The sequence below is a fragment of the Paenibacillus sp. J31P190 genome, from assembly GCF_059692075.1.
Map to the genome: position 1 here is coordinate 540,897 of NZ_JCAUAS010000003.1, position 16,313 is coordinate 557,209.

At 45.2% G+C, this 16,313-nt stretch carries 12 protein-coding genes and 2 pseudogenes; 4 read left to right on the top strand and 10 right to left on the bottom strand.

All coding sequences use genetic code 11. The features are described 5' to 3' along the window. The first annotated feature begins 8 nt into the window (after positions 1–8). The gene (locus AC58U0_RS09545) at positions 9–1,334 is read left to right on the top strand and encodes a helix-turn-helix transcriptional regulator (RefSeq protein ID WP_497378770.1); all 1,326 of its coding nucleotides are present in this window, start codon (positions 9–11) and stop codon (positions 1,332–1,334) included. Then, positions 1,297–2,109 (top strand): WYL domain-containing protein, encoded by an 813-nt coding sequence (locus AC58U0_RS09550; RefSeq protein WP_497378771.1) that lies wholly within the window; start codon positions 1,297–1,299, stop codon positions 2,107–2,109. The genes AC58U0_RS09545 and AC58U0_RS09550 overlap by 38 nt, the downstream gene beginning before the upstream one ends. Before the next feature lie 2 nt (positions 2,110–2,111). Here AC58U0_RS09550 and AC58U0_RS09555 read toward each other — a convergent pair whose 3' ends face one another. After that, positions 2,112–2,927: an RQC-minor-1 family DNA-binding protein gene (locus tag AC58U0_RS09555; protein WP_497378772.1), complete on the bottom strand. Its 816-nt coding sequence runs from the start codon at positions 2,925–2,927 to the stop codon at positions 2,112–2,114. A 134-nt stretch (positions 2,928–3,061) separates the two neighbouring features. Here AC58U0_RS09555 and AC58U0_RS09560 point away from each other — a divergent pair, with 134 nt between their 5' ends. Together AC58U0_RS09560 and AC58U0_RS09565 are read left to right on the top strand one after the other, a co-directional pair. Next, positions 3,062–3,268, top strand: a complete 207-nt coding sequence (locus tag AC58U0_RS09560; RefSeq protein ID WP_497378773.1) for a hypothetical protein — start codon at positions 3,062–3,064, stop codon at positions 3,266–3,268. 289 nt (positions 3,269–3,557) lie between these two features. Then, positions 3,558–3,632 (top strand): annotated as a pseudogene (locus AC58U0_RS09565) (SEC-C metal-binding domain-containing protein); the annotation flags it as partial. A gap of 186 nt (positions 3,633–3,818) precedes the next feature. Here the strand turns inward: AC58U0_RS09565 and AC58U0_RS09570 are convergent. The 9 genes and pseudogenes from AC58U0_RS09570 to AC58U0_RS09610 all read right to left on the bottom strand — a co-directional run bounded on the left by AC58U0_RS09570 (position 3,819) and on the right by AC58U0_RS09610 (position 16,308). Then, entirely contained in the window at positions 3,819–4,904 is a 1,086-nt protein-coding gene (locus AC58U0_RS09570; RefSeq protein WP_497378774.1) for a saccharopine dehydrogenase family protein, read from the bottom strand. Between the two features lie 14 nt (positions 4,905–4,918). Next, positions 4,919–5,149, bottom strand: a complete 231-nt coding sequence (locus AC58U0_RS09575) for a hypothetical protein (protein ID WP_497378775.1) — start codon at positions 5,147–5,149, stop codon at positions 4,919–4,921. Positions 5,150–5,174: 25 nt separating this feature from the next. Next, positions 5,175–6,344 (bottom strand): annotated as a pseudogene (locus AC58U0_RS09580) (MFS transporter). A gap of 61 nt (positions 6,345–6,405) precedes the next feature. Beyond that, the gene (locus AC58U0_RS09585; RefSeq protein WP_497378776.1) at positions 6,406–6,792 is read right to left on the bottom strand and encodes a MarR family winged helix-turn-helix transcriptional regulator; all 387 of its coding nucleotides are present in this window, start codon (positions 6,790–6,792) and stop codon (positions 6,406–6,408) included. 309 nt (positions 6,793–7,101) lie between these two features. Further along, the gene (locus AC58U0_RS09590) at positions 7,102–11,532 is read right to left on the bottom strand and encodes a coiled-coil domain-containing protein (RefSeq protein ID WP_497378777.1); all 4,431 of its coding nucleotides are present in this window, start codon (positions 11,530–11,532) and stop codon (positions 7,102–7,104) included. After that, positions 11,516–12,277: a DUF6063 family protein gene (locus AC58U0_RS09595; RefSeq protein ID WP_497378778.1), complete on the bottom strand. Its 762-nt coding sequence runs from the start codon at positions 12,275–12,277 to the stop codon at positions 11,516–11,518. The genes AC58U0_RS09590 and AC58U0_RS09595 overlap by 17 nt, the downstream gene beginning before the upstream one ends. After that, complete coding sequence (locus AC58U0_RS09600) at positions 12,261–13,787, bottom strand: replicative DNA helicase (RefSeq protein WP_497378779.1); 1,527 nt, start codon at positions 13,785–13,787, stop codon at positions 12,261–12,263. The genes AC58U0_RS09595 and AC58U0_RS09600 overlap by 17 nt, the downstream gene beginning before the upstream one ends. 737 nt (positions 13,788–14,524) lie before the next feature. Next, complete coding sequence (locus AC58U0_RS09605) at positions 14,525–15,427, bottom strand: carbohydrate ABC transporter permease (RefSeq protein ID WP_497378780.1); 903 nt, start codon at positions 15,425–15,427, stop codon at positions 14,525–14,527. Further along, positions 15,427–16,308: a carbohydrate ABC transporter permease gene (locus AC58U0_RS09610; protein WP_060646971.1), complete on the bottom strand. Its 882-nt coding sequence runs from the start codon at positions 16,306–16,308 to the stop codon at positions 15,427–15,429. The genes AC58U0_RS09605 and AC58U0_RS09610 overlap by 1 nt, the downstream gene beginning before the upstream one ends. Positions 16,309–16,313: the final 5 nt, after the last annotated feature.

Here is a 16,313-nt window from a genome sequence, read left to right on the forward strand (position 1 = left end):
GGGTACAAATGGCTAAGGAAAGCTTTGATAAAGAAATTCAATTTCTGCGAATGCTTGTCCTCACAAGTGGCGCGTACAGTCGTCAGCAATTTGCTGAGAGGCTGGGTATCTCGGTTCATACCTTTGATAAAACATTACGCCGGTTAAAAGAAATCGTAGCGACGATGTATCAACAGGCACCGGATACGCAAAGGAAAGAATTCGCCGAGATGCTGCGCTACAGCTATTTCGATTCAACGGATCCTATGCTGCTGTTCTTATTTCGAGCGAAATCATTGAAAGAATCCGAAAGTCAGCGAATTTCCACTCTGCTTACTGCTTTGAATGAGCAGGCACTTACCGCTATTGAGCTGCTGGATGTATGTTGTAAAGATATCCAAACGGATTCCTCACTTCCTGATGAGAAAACGGTTCGAAACGACTTGAAATATCTCGAAGAAGTCGGTGTCATTAAAAAAGTGCCTGGTCCACGCCCCAATCGATATCGCATACATAATGATCTAATTCATGAACTTAGCCAGGATGAGCTGCTTGATCTCTATGATTTCATTGATGTGATGTCGAATACACAGGTACCGTCGGTTCAAGGCTATTTACTTCGAGACGGCCTAAAAAAGCATATGAGTCGGACTTCATCGGAACCGGTATCCATAGAGCCATTCCTTTATAAATATCATTACCACTCACGTATTTTGGATGAAGCGCATCTATCCATCCTTCTATCAGCCATTCAAAATCGCCGCAAGATCGATTTCTTATACTTTTCGCCTAAAAATTCGCAATCTTATTCATCTAAAAACACAAACCCATTATTTGAACGGGAAATGGAAGGGAAACTGCAGAAAACACTACCGCTCAAAATTGTCTACGATCACCAATATGGACGATGGTACCTTCTTGCTTATGACTCCCGGCATGGTATCAAGAAATATCGTATGGAAGGCATGACTCAGATTGAGCAGGGTGAGACTGTCGACTCCATCCTTTTTGATGAGAAGAAAAGTGTATTGGAAGAGAGTTTAAAGCATAGTTGGGTCCTTGATACTGGACGATCGGTTATCTTGAAAGTAAGATTTTTTAATCCAGGCGATACGGGGCCGAATTTCATTAAAGATCGTGTCCTTCTTCAGGGGCAGTGGGGAGAAATTACGGAAGAACAGATCGATTCGTTTATTTTCGAAATTAAGGTTAATGGAACTACGGAAATTAAGCCTTGGATTAGAAGCTTCGGATCTAGCTGCGAGGTGCTTGAACCGATCTATTTTCGGAATGAGATGATTGCGGAGTGGAAGGAGCTTGAGACGTATTATGAACCTGTTCGAGAAAATATTTAACTATCAAATGATTACGCGCCTAGAGAATTCGGGCACTTTCATGATCACCTCACAGGAAAGGTCATGGCTAAAGACCATGCTTAATCACCCTTCGGCGTCCCATGCTTTCACCCCAGTGACACTGGAAAAACTTGAATCTGTGTTAGTTGATGAGGCTAGCTTGGATTTTTCTGATGCCTTTATTGAGAAAGCTCGAAGTAAGGAGAAGCAAGTCTATCACCCGATGCTTCGCACATTACGTCGATTCATTACGAGTCAAGCTGCTATCCAGCTTACTTACAGAGTGAAGGATGATCGGACTTTTACCAATGAAATGGCATTTCCCTATAAGCTGGAGTATTCTTTGGTGAAAAAAGAATGGTACTTGCTCTGGTATCACATCAGACATCGAGCAATGATGAGTACGAAACTCGAAAAAATTGAATCGATCAAAGAGTTGTCCATTTCTCCTGAGCGAGTCGCCCAAATTGGTTTAGACATAGAGAAACTGCTGCAAAAACGTCAGATTCATGCAACGATTGAGGTTATAAAAGAGTACAATCGAGAATTGTCGCGGATTTTATATGCCTTCTCTTGCTTTGAGAAGCAAGTTGAATACGATGAAATTCAAGAAACGTATACAATCCGATTAACCTTTCTAAATAATGAAGCCGAATATGTCCTTAGCAAACTTCGCTTCTTGGGCAAGAGGGTGCGCGTCACCCAAGGCGAGCATTTGCAAAGGAGAATGCTTGAATCGGCCAAAAGAGCTTTGGCTAGGTATGGGGAGTCCTAAGCTTAATCAAAATCATTCCATGTGAAACCTTCTTTTTGCCTACGGCGTTCATCCCGGCAAGAAGAACAACGTTTTGGCGGTTCCCAGCCACGCATGCGGAAAACATCCTGTTCCTCTACCTTCCATTCAAAACGTTTTCCGCATTCCCAGCATTTAAGCAGCTCCGCTTCGCGCGGTTGAAGGAACAGATCGGAAGTAATTTTCATTTGAGGTGCTGCACCTTCTAGAACTAAGGGACTCTTCCCCTTATTTTGAAGATGAGCAATCACATCCCTTATCGCTTTCTTCACCTTTTGATAATCGACAAGCTCCCACTGCTTGAGCAGTGGAATGAAGCGTTCATCCGAAGTGCTCGCAACTTTTTGTAAAAAAAGTAAAATCATTCCTCGGTTGCGATCTTTCAGATAAGTCATATCCATATCACTAATTCCGGCTTCAACCCACTGGCTCCACTGATGCAGCAGCAGGTCAGTCAACTGATCACGCTGGATCAGCCATCCTTTTTCTGTGAAAATAAGCAGGGGCATATCGCGGTTGTACTGCAATTCAAGAAAATCATTCTTGATCATCCAATCGACACGTTCTGTAATTTGTTCTAGAGTCAGGTAACCATAGAAGCCATAAGCCACATTCTGGTTCAATTCCAGCTCCAACAGCTTTTTATCACGTGAGCCCTTTAAAATTTTGGCCAACATGTTCCTTCCTCCACTACCGATCAGACTATCTGCCGCGTGAATGATATAACGGATTTCTTCTTCTTTTAAACTAGCTTCCAGCTCCGGTTTCGTCTGCTTTTTCTTATGATTCAACGTGGTCATGAACAACTTTTCCTCCTCGCCATACTCATTTAGGATAACTAGCTTTATCCAGCAGTTTCTTTTTCAAACTCATTCTAGTATTGTATTATTTAGTATAGACAATATTTTAATATAGCAAAACTAGAGTAGAAAGGTTGTTCTCCGAGCTCACACCTAATGTGGGAGCTGAAGATGATGTTCTGCCGGAAACTGCTGTGAAGGCCCTAGTTCGGATTGGCACCGAATCTGTCATTTCAACATTAGCTGAAAAATACGCTGCAGCATCCGAGGAATATTATCGCCTGTTTGCATCGGAAGTGTTCGAAAGAATTAAGCTGCCCGCTTCTGAGAAACGAAGATGATATCACTAATGCCACTAGACTGACCGACGGACTGTCTGAGTTAGGCTCCACTATAGGTATTCCCTTGGTGTACGAACTCCTGGAGAATGGCTATGACAGCGGGCTCCTGAATCTCAAGGAAACGCTTTATGCCCATTGTATAATGTCAGACACTCTGCTGCCTCAGAGGAATATCTGGAAGCTAGAACTAGAAGAAGCGGAGAAACGACGCGCCAAACGAACAAATGATATAGATCGGCTCTTTAAGGGTAAAAGTTCAGTACCTATGTTGGCCCCTTCCAAGAAGATGGATAAAATAGGACGTAACGACCCTTGTCCTTGCGGCAGCGGTAAGAAATACAAGAAGTGCTGCAGCAATGAATAGATAAATATGGCTCTCATAAACAAAATCCCAACCACTGACATTTGGTATGGGATTTTGTTTCGCATAGCACAGTCACGGTTACCACCTGCTCCGATGTTCCTTCACTCACAACCTGTCCCTGCACAATCGTACCCAAATGGTGCGCATAATATGGTTAGCATGATTCAATCATGTAGAAGCGAGAAATCAATAAATCCTCTTGCCGTTGATCCGGGTTTCAATGGTGGCCTCTGGAGGAAAAGAAGGAAATAGGCTCTCCAATTCAAATAACTGATGAATATGATATACGCCATGTGATAACGCTGAGCGGTATACCCTATCCGCCACAGAAGCGGCCACCTTTGCGGTAATCTTGGCCTCGTTTATTCCCTGTAAAAAGCTCTCAACAAACACATCTTCCTGACCCCTTTTTCCCCATGCATCGACCTTTACGGCAAACATCTCTTTTCCGAATCGCAACTTACCGAATAATTGAATCGCGGCTTTACGAATCGTCTTTAACTTCAATAAACGGAACATGCCCAATGCTCTCATCCACGCCAGCAAATCCGTCACCGCATTCGAATCAAAACAGAGACGCGTGGAAATAAATGGCACATCAAGCGTTCGCGTAAGCGCATGCTGGTCAGAAAAATTGAACCGATACGCCCTTCTACGACCCAATTCTGATCCAAAATCCGTTTTTTTGCCGTCCGTGAAGCTAGATACGACAACCCTGCTTCCATCCTTTACTACACCAAAATCCGTGCTTAGGTTATCAACGGTCCATTCGATAGCGGCTTGTCCATGCTGATCTCCCATTCCCAACATAATGAAAATGTCTATGGCATTCGTCTGATCCATTAATTGTTTGGCACGAAGAGCCAGCAAATTTGTCAGCCCCGGAGCGAGTCCAATACTCAGCACGGCCGTTGCATGACTTGCTGCGGCTTCCGCATGCAATCCTTCCAATTGCGATAGAAACGAATCGTGCGCAGAAACATCCACATAATGAATCCCGCATTTGAAACAAGTCCGAACAAATCCAGTATCCGCCTGATCCAGACACATCACCACCAGCTTGACGTCTTTCAAAATATCTGGATCAACCGCCTCCTTGATATTTAGCTGTAAAGGCCTAACCTTCCCATTGGTTGTGATGCTGAATTGCTCAGCACGGCTAAAGCTTCTTCCCGCCGCATAAACCTTACCTGGATATAACTCTCCCAGATCTCTGCAGATCATTTTTCCTACATGACCATATCCGCCAACCACCACAATATCATTCTTCATAACGGTCTCTCCTATTAACTGAATTGTTTACTTGTCTTGTTCTTTGTCTTCCTGTTCCAACGTTTTTCCAGCCAACTACTAAATCCCAGTACCCCAATGCCGACTATGCAAATCAAAACGGCGATTTCGAAAATAGACCGAAAAGCATCAAGGGGAACCTGATCTCTAACCTCTCCTCCATTCATAACGCCAAGTCCCAGCGCCGCCCCTAAAACCATGCCCAGGTTGCGTGTTAAAGCGATCATCCCTCCTATGGATCCGATATGCTCCTTAGGAGCATGCTGCATAATAAAAGCTGTTATTCGGGGACGCAACAAACCCCATTCCCATCCCCATCAGTGCCATCACAAGAATAATCCATACCAGCGGCAACTGGCCGAAACCAATAAAAAAAACCATAAGTCCGACTCCCATCCCGCATAATCCCAAGAACATAAAACGTCTGGAACTAAAACGATCGGACATATGACCCGCAACCGGGCCTGCAAAAGCCAAAAGGAGTGGGTACGCGGTCATGATAAATCCGACGGACAGTGGAGAGATGCCGGACAGGCAGGATAAATAAAATGGCATGACGACCAGAACCGTATTAGCTAGCACAAAAGAAGTACAGCTTATGATCAACCCCCCTGACACAGCGGGAATAGCCAACGCCTTAATCGGTAAAAAGGGTGTTTTTTGACGTAATTCCCATAGAAGGAGCCCTAACAATGCCACGAGGGCAACAGAGAATATAGAAATGATTTCTGTCGATCGCCAGCCCCATGTGTTGCCATCCGTTAGTCCTAAAATAATGGAGCCAATCACAATGATAAACAGAAACGCTCCAACACTATCGAGAGGTTCAGAACGGTATTCTTGTTCGCGTGCGGGAATGTAGCGTAAAGCCATCCATGTGGCAACGACTGCGACGGGAACATGAACCAAAAACAACCACTGCCAACTAAACCACTCCGCGATCAAACCGCCCGCAAACGGCCCGGTCATGCCACCAAGGGCTACAGCGGTGCTTACAATACCAAGAGCCCGCCCTCTTTTTTCTTTCGGTAGATGAATGGTGATCAGTGCTATATTCGTAGCTTGAAACATGGCTGTCCCCATGGCTTGCATCGCTCTAAGAATAAGCAGCACCCGTATATCGGGCGAAAATGCGACCTAGACAGAGCTGGCGGTGAAAATCACGTAACCAAGATTGTGAATGAACCGATGCCCATAGCTATCCCCCAGTTTTCCCATTATCGGAAGCACGGAGGCAATGACCAGCAAGTAGCCGGTCGTAATCCATTGAATGATTCCCAAGTTGGTATGAAAAATTAGCGTGAAGTTAGGAAGCGAAACATTCACAATACCTGCTGTAAAATGGGATATAAACGCCCCCGCGCAAATCGAAATCATCATCAAAAATCGCTGCCTTTGCTCCGGAATACCAGATAATTTCATGATGCTTCATCCCCTAACCATCCTATATGGTATAGTTGCTAAACTAAATAGCCAAAAAAAATTATCTCTGTAAAAACTCGTTTAATTTTTCAATGCATTTCTCGAATATTTCGATCTCCTGCTCGCTTACCTGAGTACGAAGCTGATCGTAAAAATCGACATGCACTTCTTCGTGTGCTGTGAAAGCTTCCTTCCCTTTCTCGGTAAGTGAAATCACAATACCCCTCGAATCATGTGGATGTGACGCTCGTAATACCAATTCTTTAGCTTCCAAGCGGACGATAAGCTGTGATACAGCTCCTTTCGTAACGTTCAATCGGGCAGCGAGCTCGCTCATTAATACGGCACCCTCGTAACCGATCGCTTCAATCGTGTGAATTTCGCTCGGAGTCAGGGAACCCGCGTTTCCAAAAGTTTGAGGATGGCGTTCGAGCCGCCTGAGCTGCATGATCAATCTTCCAAGATTACGACTTCCTTTATTCCTGCTATGTGACGGAGTGACATTTTTCTTATTCATGATTTTAGTTTAGTATCTTAACTAATTGTTTGTCAAGCATCGAGTCCGTTTTTGAAGAAAAAATATCCCTCGATCAGCGCTAATTATTGCAATGATGGATACCTCCAGTTCCAAGGGCATTGCAGAAGTAACAAAAAAGTCTGCCCGATCTCTGTACCGCAGCCGCGGGAGATTGGGCAGACTTTCTTTGGTCTATTTTACTTTTCACCAGGAAATAGCACGGCAACAATGGTGAATGCATTATATAAATAACTCTATCTGCTTAACATCCCCTAATCTTTCTAGTGAAATTGGCGCATAATCACGGAAATAAGCCTGATTAATTTCCTTTTCTTTGGTCATGACTAGCTTGCTTCCATTAGCCGCTTGTCTGAGCCTGCAGCTAAAGACGACAGGGAAATAGTCTTTAAGAAATTTCCCTTCAGCATGCGCTGTGAGCGCTATGATCTGGAAGCCGAGCTGCTCGGCAATAAAAAATACAGGACTCAATACATGGTCGCTCGATGCTTTCCCAAAAGGATTATCCAGGATCACGGTACGATGTCGTTTCATATTCGCTTGAATATGCTGACGTTTTTCCGCGACATAGTTGAGTAATCCCAAGAATAAGGTCATATTCTTGCTCCATTTTTCCCCACCTGACCAGTTATTAGACTGCTCCCACGAGAAGGTAGCCTTCGTTACGTTATTCTCATTGGTTACTTTGCGGCAGGATACTTTCATCGGCCTTTCTTGCAAAACAATGTGCAGAAGCTGCTTGGTATCCAACCATTTTTCAATCTCCTTGCGAACTGTCGATTTCACTTCTTGACCGTTGTCGTCGCGATAGTGACCTTTTTCCAGTTCGGCCAAAATCCACTCCAGATGCTTGCGCAGATGGTCCTTGGCTTCAAGCTCATCCCATTCCGGAATTTGAAACGAGTAAATGTGCTTCCACTGATCCTCGACCTTGACTCTCGTTTTGTTAGGAATATCTCGAAGCTCAGAAGCAATCAGCTTGATATGGCTATGCACATGAATAATATACTGTTCCAGCTGTTGATTGTGTGTACGCATCGTTTCTTCTGCGACATGATTGACACGTTCAATCCGGCTGTGCATTTTCTGTTGAAATTGCATTAGCTCCTGATAGTTGTCTTTTTTCTCGACACCTTGCTCGGCCATATCTCTCATTTTGATATCTTTGATTTGTTTCCGGCAAAAATCAACGAAATGAACTCTGGCTTTTTTCACAGAAGACTCTTCGGCTTCCAGTTCTTTCATAACGGCGGATAACAAAGTCACGGATTTTCGGACCATTTTCAACCTGTCATTCAGAAACTCGGCTTTCAGCTCTTGCGTGATCAATGACGCCTGAATGAGCGGATTTTCAAACCCATGCATGATTTTATATTGATTTAAGTATTGGATAACGTCTTCGATTTTACCTAATTGGGCCTGAATTTGTGTATGCTGCTGCTGTAATCCCGTCTTCTGCTGCTGCAGGCGCGTATCTTCGCTTTGCACTTGCTCATCCACCACTGTCAGCGATTCCGTAAAGGTTACAGGCAGCCCACCCGAATGCGCAGCGCCATACTGCTCAATGAGTAGTTTAATTGTCGTCGCTAGTGCATCAAATTGCTTCTCAACACGCGTGAATTCTTCTTTGTCACGAGACAACCGAGACTCGAAGTCCTTGAGCTCCGATAACAGCTGCGACATCTGTTCTTCACCGGTCACAGAAAACGCAAGATCCTCATTCAAATCCAAGTCCGCTTGTTCCAGTCGAAGCTTGTTCATCTCCTTCTCCAGCGTTGTTCTGCTGGTCTTGGCATGATTCCACTCTGTTTCAAGCTGCTGACGTCCTTGAGATATGCGATTTAACTTGAGATGCAAATCTTTTCTTTCTGTTTTCAACCAATCTAAACTATGATTCGTTTCAATCGGATGTACATCGAGAGTCTCTATATACGTATCTTGACTTTGAAGACTCGCTTTCTCGGTCTTCAAATAGTTCATACTCCTTTTCACGGATTCGATCTGCAGCTTCACTTGCTCCATAGAGCGCTGCCTGCTGTCCAACTTGCTTTGCTGATCTTCAGCCTGTTCAACAAGCTGATCAATCGCCACGTTCAAAGCAGCGATTTCTTTCCCCAACTCGACATATGTTCGTCCTTTTTCAATCCACTGTTGGAGCTGAACCATTTCACCTTTTTGCTCGTCCATGATGTTATTGTGCTGCTGAATCGTTTGCTCAGCCTGACGAACGGAATTCCTGATGGAATCCTCCTGGCTTTCTAATTCACGCACTTGTTCGCGCTTAAGTCCAACTTGCCTTTCCATTTCTTGTACGACCTCAAGCGGGTATGAAGCAGTGAATCGACTGAAAGCGGTTTGTAAATCAGAAGTACGTTGCAATTCGCTTTCCTTTACTTTACGTGCTGTCAGGACCTCTTCACCTTTTTGAGATATCGCTTGTTTCCAGCTAGCAAATTCAGCGACATCGGCATTTTCACGCCAATGCTGCGGTTCAACCCAAGCTTTGTCTTGCAAAGCTATCGGCGTATCCATATTGGCTAGACGCGATGCTTCCTGCGATGAGATGACTTGAATCGGGAACTGCATATCCTCCGCATACTGCCCAAGCTTGCTCGTTAATAACCCAATTTCTTCTTCTGTCGTAATCAAAGTCACTGACCACAAAGGATGTGTCATTGCCCGTTCGGTTAGGTCTAAGCCCTGCAAATATTGAATGCCTGTCTCCAATAACGCGAATTGATTTCTCCACTTCTCTACCAAGCCTGCCACATAGGTATCTGCAAAAAATGTATGCTGGTAGCTGTAATCATCGATATAGCGGAAAGCCAGACGTTCTTTCAGCAAATATGCTTCTTTCTGCAGGTGCAGCTTTTCCAAATCCTCCCTAAGCCGTTCTTCAATCGAACTCTGCTTCTCATAAACGGATGAGAGTCTCCCCCATGATGACCTGTACGCAGAAATTTCGGTAAGCATGGATTGATGCTCTTTTTTAAAGGCTTCGATATTATGCTCCGAGCTGGCGCGTACCGCATAGGCGATCTTAAGGCTTTCACTCACTCGTTCCAGCTCTCTCATGCTTTCATCTTTACCGAATGCCAAATCCTTGTTCTTCTGCACGAGCAGCACGTTGCTGTCATCCAATTTCTGATAACGCTGAATCCAATCCGTCATACTGCCTTCCATGCTCTCGACTGCTGGATTTGCCAAAACATTAGCTCTAAGCACTTCTTTATCTTTCTCGCGGGCCTGCACAATGGATCTATGTTCAATGAGCTGCTTGTTCAATCCCTCAAGTTCGCTCGACAGATCTCTCAGAATCGTTTCCTCTAAAGCCGTCCTATTCTGATGAGCATCTAATTCCTGCCTGAGTTTCTCTTCTTCCACCTGCCACTCTTGCTCCATCTTGCTGTAAATACTGCGAATTTGCCCGCTATTATTGTTCCATGCTTCGCGAAGCTCCCCCTCTTCTTGGGTATTACCGAACTGATCAAGTTCGCGCTGCAAATAATTCATGCGCTCATCTGAAGAGGTCCATTGCTGCTTGTAGTCGGCCAAACGCAGAGAATAGTAGTTCTTCTTAGCACTTCGTACTTGCGCCTCTTTCTGCTCAACGTCTTCCTCGACCAATCTCAGCTTTGTTTCCAAAGCGGATTGCTCTTGTTTTTGCTTCGCAATCTGAAGGGATTCTTTCTTCCGAGTCAATAACAGCAGCTGCTGGTCGCATTCTGCCATTTGCCGGTGCCATTGTGAAAGCTTAGAGGCTTCCTCATTTTTATGCTCATTCACTAATAACCAATAGGCCTTCGTTTCAGCCTGGGCAGCTACATAAGCCATCTGTTTGGCATCCATTTTGGCAAAATGAAGCACATAGCCATCCAATTCAACGAGGATCTTCTTATTTTCTTCGATTTTTTCTTTTAATTCTTTATATTTTTTGAAGCTGTCCCTGTGCATTTCAAAATTATTCGCGAACTCGCCTTGTTCATATCCGGCCATCGCATCCTCTACCGTTGGGATCAACAAGCGATCGAACAATTGGCTTGTTGTTTTACATTCATCAAAAAAGCTCTCTACACCGCCCTCTGAGCTATTGATCTTCGCAATTCGTTCCCACTCTGTTGCGATAATGTGGTAATCGTTTTCCAATACTTTTTTGTATTCTTTAATCGATGACGGCAGCTTCGCGTTCATCCGTTTCGACGTCATTTGGTGGTAATAATCATGGATTTCACCTTTATCGGCTGCTCGAAGGCTGCCTGCACTTTCCTTGACAAAAGGTATCCGATCAATGGCATCCGCATCAAGCTCCGGATAATCATAGACATAACGGTAGGAGTCTATCCCTGTTGCTGTCAGAAACAAGCTGACGCAAGTGACCACATATCTCCGTGGCCGTTCACTCAGAATCCACTCGATTGCGATATGCGCAGGGCCGTTTTCGAGACTTAACGTATCCTTCATTTTACGTCCGGCAAGTTCCGCATGCGGTAGTATGGCTTGTATGGCAGACTGGATAAAAACCGTCTTTCCCCCTCCATTTTCCAGAAGAATCGCGCCATTATGCCCATCGAAATGAAACAATTCATCGTTGTAGCGCTTATTTCCATCCTCATAGACCACATTGGTAAAACGTATTTTAGAGATGGCTGGCATGTTCGCTTCCCTCCTCCTCAAACGCATTGCTTTGATATAAAAACTCCAAAATGCCACGGTTATATTCCAGCTCCATAAAATAACGCTGCACGACCACTTTCGCCTTTTCGGTTAACGTAATTTCCTGGTTGCCTATATCGATCACTAACTCCTGCGCGACTAGAAACTTGCGGACAGAATCCATAAAGCTAACCCGGCTAATCGTATTCCCGCTTTGCCTCGCAGCTGTTTCCTTGATATCGTCCATGGCACTCCATTTTTCAATCAAGGCCGTCCAGTTATAGGAAAACTCCTGCTCCATCTCTTTTAGTTCAGCTTCAGGATGCGTCTTAAGCAACGCTATTCGCTCATTCACAAGTTCCGTCCACTCTTCAATTCCGATAAAACTTCTCGTCGGCTCCATCGTTTGGTAGCTGTCATAAAAGGCTCCAATCAACACAATAATGCTGACATACATCAGATAAAGATCCGCATTCACGGCATTCGCCCGCAGATAGGTACGTTTAATCACTTCGTTGTTCATATGAAAAGGCGATAGCCGTGTCTCCGGAATCATATACAGCTGCTCACCGGCAATAACCGTTACGCAATCGACTTCTCGCGCGAATTGATCCACTAGCCCTCGCACCACATCGTCGGCCATGTATTCTTGGAGCCGCTCCTTGCCAACTGCGTTATCGCGAGCTAGCAAGGTATAGATGCGAAAAGCTCTCATTACTGTCCCATTTTCAAGTCCAATTGTCATCCTGTTCTCCCCACGAAATCAACATATTCTGAATGCTAAATCTATCGTTTACCTTAATAATATCTTCTTGCTCCATGATGACCAGACAGCGGCTTCCCAGAAGCATATACATATCTTCCAGCAACACCCCCTGCTCTTCATTTTGCTGCTTATCACTATCATCCGCCCGAAGTGGACTTCTTTGATGCAGATAGATCCAGAAATCATAGAAAGCTCTCTCGCCCAGCAATCTTGCAAGCTCGCTCTCTTTGAACAGCTGAATAAACAGTTTCAATTCAACTTGGCCCTGTTCTTCCATCCTTTGCAGCAGCTGCTCCATCAGAAGCTTGTACAACTTTTTCTGCATCGTTTGGTAACGGTATTCGTCGCTGTCACCGCCAAGTTCCAGGAACTTGTCATCCCGCTCTTGTCCACTGCCGTCTTCTAGCATATTTTGCTCAGCCCACACCGTCAAAAGCGACCACGCCTTCGTCTCTTGAACCGGCAAGAACGGGGCCAGCACACCTTTCATCGTCTCCAAAGGCAGTGGCGTACTAAAGATAAGAGAAGCAATATCCTGATCAAAATTAAAGGAATCCAAGCCGGTATAATATAAGGATTCTTGCGCTGCGCCAAGTGCATGTGATTTTAACACCATACTTTGATGAAATAGATCCGAATGCTCGCCATGAACCTTCTCCAGCTCGTTGGATATGCGTAAAATTAACTCATAAGGCCGTTGATCTGCTTGTCTAACCGTTTGTGCCTGAACGCGATCCTTCGTCTCCTTCACGAATTGCCGCAGTTCTTCGAACTCTTCATTCTCCATCTGCAAGCGCAGGTAAATATCTTCCAGCAGACCTTTATAACGTCCGAACGTCTCTTCCGACACGATATTTCTTTTCAACTCATGCTCCAGCTTGACCATCCGCTCCTGCAAAGCTTCCACATCTATCCGCATTTCATTAATTTGCCGCAGGGCCCCTTCGAACTCGCCCTTTTCCAATTGCTTGCGCAGTACCAACTGATGAATTGATAATTGAAATTCGGTATAAAATTCCTTGGTCGCAAAAATAAGCTCCAACCCATCTTCGTCGAGCGTGTAGTACTGCGTATTCGTTTTTAAGTCGAAGGCATTCGCTTTCAGAATCGATATATAAATATGCTCCGACTGACCGGATTCCCAATTCATAAAGGTAAAATCCCGTTTTTTCCCTGTCGTTGGACGAAAAACTTGCGTGATTTGCCTGGCCAGATCCTCAAATTCGGCTTCATCCAAATCGATGAAAATCCCTGTCACCTTCAAAAGAAACTCGGCTAAGTCTTTGACACCCGCCTTATTGTTTCGCATCAACTTCTGCTCAAAAAAATAAAGCAGCGTCAACAGCCCAAGCTCCATGAAATCTATCGGTTTATTTTGCCGATCGGTTTGCCGCTTTCTCTGAAGCTCATAGAGAGGATCAAAAAGTGCCAGCTTGGTCATACGTTCCCGAAACCCGGAAACAACCTGACCAATTTCTATGTAATCCATGCTGTGTGCCTCCAAATCGTACAAAGCTCGTGTGTAGGTAATATTTCTTGCTCCTGTTTGAGAATATATGCCTATTATATCAAAATTTCTAAGGTTGAAGGATTGGTAGGCCATTGGGAAGTAGTTCCATCCAATAAAAAAAGCCTGTTTGAGCGATTAAGCCCAAGCAGACTTTATCATACTGATGTTTCCACTTCAATTTCCAACCGATCTTTTACGTCACGTTTTAGTATAGCACCATGGGCGAATGTTTGTACTCATTAAATGCAAAAAAAGGGTTATGCCTCAGCCGCTTCTGAACTGAGCCCCTCTTCGTGGACACTACACTTCAAAGGAAGACCCTGGATTAAGCTGTTAAAAGATGGCGCTCAGAAAGTGTCCCTGCCCTCTTGGTTAGCTTTAACCACAGCTAGCCTTGAATGCTAATACGATCGACTATTGATTGTTGTACATTATGCAACATCGAGGGGAGAAAGGAGGGCTCTAGGCAGAATTTGTTGCACTTTTTACAACATCATTCAACTGAGAAGAAAGATTCCCTACTCCAATTATTTCCCACGTGTAATCCTCAACCTTTCTTATTCATTGATTACATAAACGTAAAAAGACCCGAGATAGGTCACTTTTTTCAAAGTGTCTTTCTTTCGGGTCACTGTTCATTTATGGCTTTAGGGACAGCTCCTTCCTGCAACGGCAGCTCTATCCAACGCCCGAGTAGCTTCCGAGCTCAGCTATTGTCAATCTTTCACTGACCCCTGCATAAGCCCGGCAATAAACTGCCGACTGAAGATTGAGAACACAACAATGAGCGGTACCGTAGCCATCAGCGTTGCGGCCATGACCATGGAGTAGTCCGTGCTGTACACGCCATTCATTGAGGCAATCAGCATCTGGATCGTGAATTTGTTCTGAACCGAGATGACGACGAGCGGCCACAAATAATCATTCCAAGAATTCAGGAACGTAATGATGCCTAGCGTAGCTAGCGCCGGTCGAAGCACCGGAAGGGCTACGCGATAGTACAGGTCAAAAGAATTACAGCCGTCAATGCGTCCTGCATTGATAAGCTCATCATGCAGCACGGAGGCCGCATACTGCCGCATCCAGAAGATGCCAAATGCACTCGCCGCGCCCGGGATGATCAAAGCTTTCAGGTCATTGATCCAGCCCAGCTTTTGAATAATGATGAACTGAGGGATTAGCCCCAGCTGCTGCGGCACCATCATGGTCATCAGCAGGAAGAAGAATAGGAACGGCTTGCCCGGAAATTGGAATTTCGCAAAGGCGAAGCCCGCCATCGAGCAAAAAAACAAAACCAGAAGTGTGTGCACACCTGCCACGATCAAGCTGTTGCCGAACGACCGGAAAAACCCGACATGATCGATAACCTTGCCGATATTAACTAGCAATTGATCGCTCGGCAGAAACCTCGGGGGAAACCGGAACATATCCGAAGTCGTTGCTGTAGACATCACGAACAGCCAGTAAAAAGGAAATAGCGACAATAGAGAACCAACCAGCATCCCGATATGAATAAGGATCGTTCCTGAAGCCCATGAGGACTTCGCTGGTGTCTTGGTTAGTGCAACGGCCTCTCTTCTTTGACGACTGACTGTTACTTTGGAAGATTCCGTGCTCATCAGATGCCCTCCCCTCTCGAAACGAATTTCCAATTCAAGAAGGAGAAAATACCAATGATCAGGAACAGCATCCAAGCGATAGCGGAAGCATAGCCGAACAACTGATTGCCGAAGGCTTGGTTATACAGATACAACACCAGCGTCAGCCCGCCTTTGGTTGCCCCGCCGGTATTGCCGACGAGAATTAAGGGCTCGGTAAACAGCTGCATGCCGCCGATCGTCGAAAGAATCACAGTGAAAAGAATGATCGGCTTCAACAGGGGCAGCGTAATGCTGAAAAACTGCTGCTTCCGGCTCGCCCCGTCAATCGTAGCTGCTTCATACAGATCATGCGGGATACTCTGCAGCCCGGCCAAGTAAATGATGGCATTGTAGCCCGTCCACCGCCAAATGACCATCAGCGACACGGCAACCTTCACCCAGAAGGGATCGTTGATCCATTCAATTCGGGGCAGCCCAACGACCTGGAGCAGGCCATTAATCAGTCCGAACTGACTGCCGAAGAACGAGCCGAAGATAATGGCTACAGCGACAATGGACGTAATATTCGGCAGAAAATAGACCGCTCGATAAAAGTCCTTGAACCGCACGAAAGCGGCGTTGAGCAGAAATGCTACGACCAGTGCCAGAAACAGCTGCGGTAAGGTCGAAAAAAACCAGATGACGAAGGTGTTGCCGACCGATTTCCAGAAATCTGGATCATCGGTCAGCAGATTGCGGAAATTGCGAAGTCCCACGAACTCCATAGGCCCTAGCCCATCCCACGAGTGGAAAGCCAGGTAAAGCGAGAACAGAATCGGAAACAAGCCGAATACGATAAACAAGATATAAAATGGAGATATCATCAGGTAGGGCGCCAGATACGTCTTCAACCCTCTCATTGCAG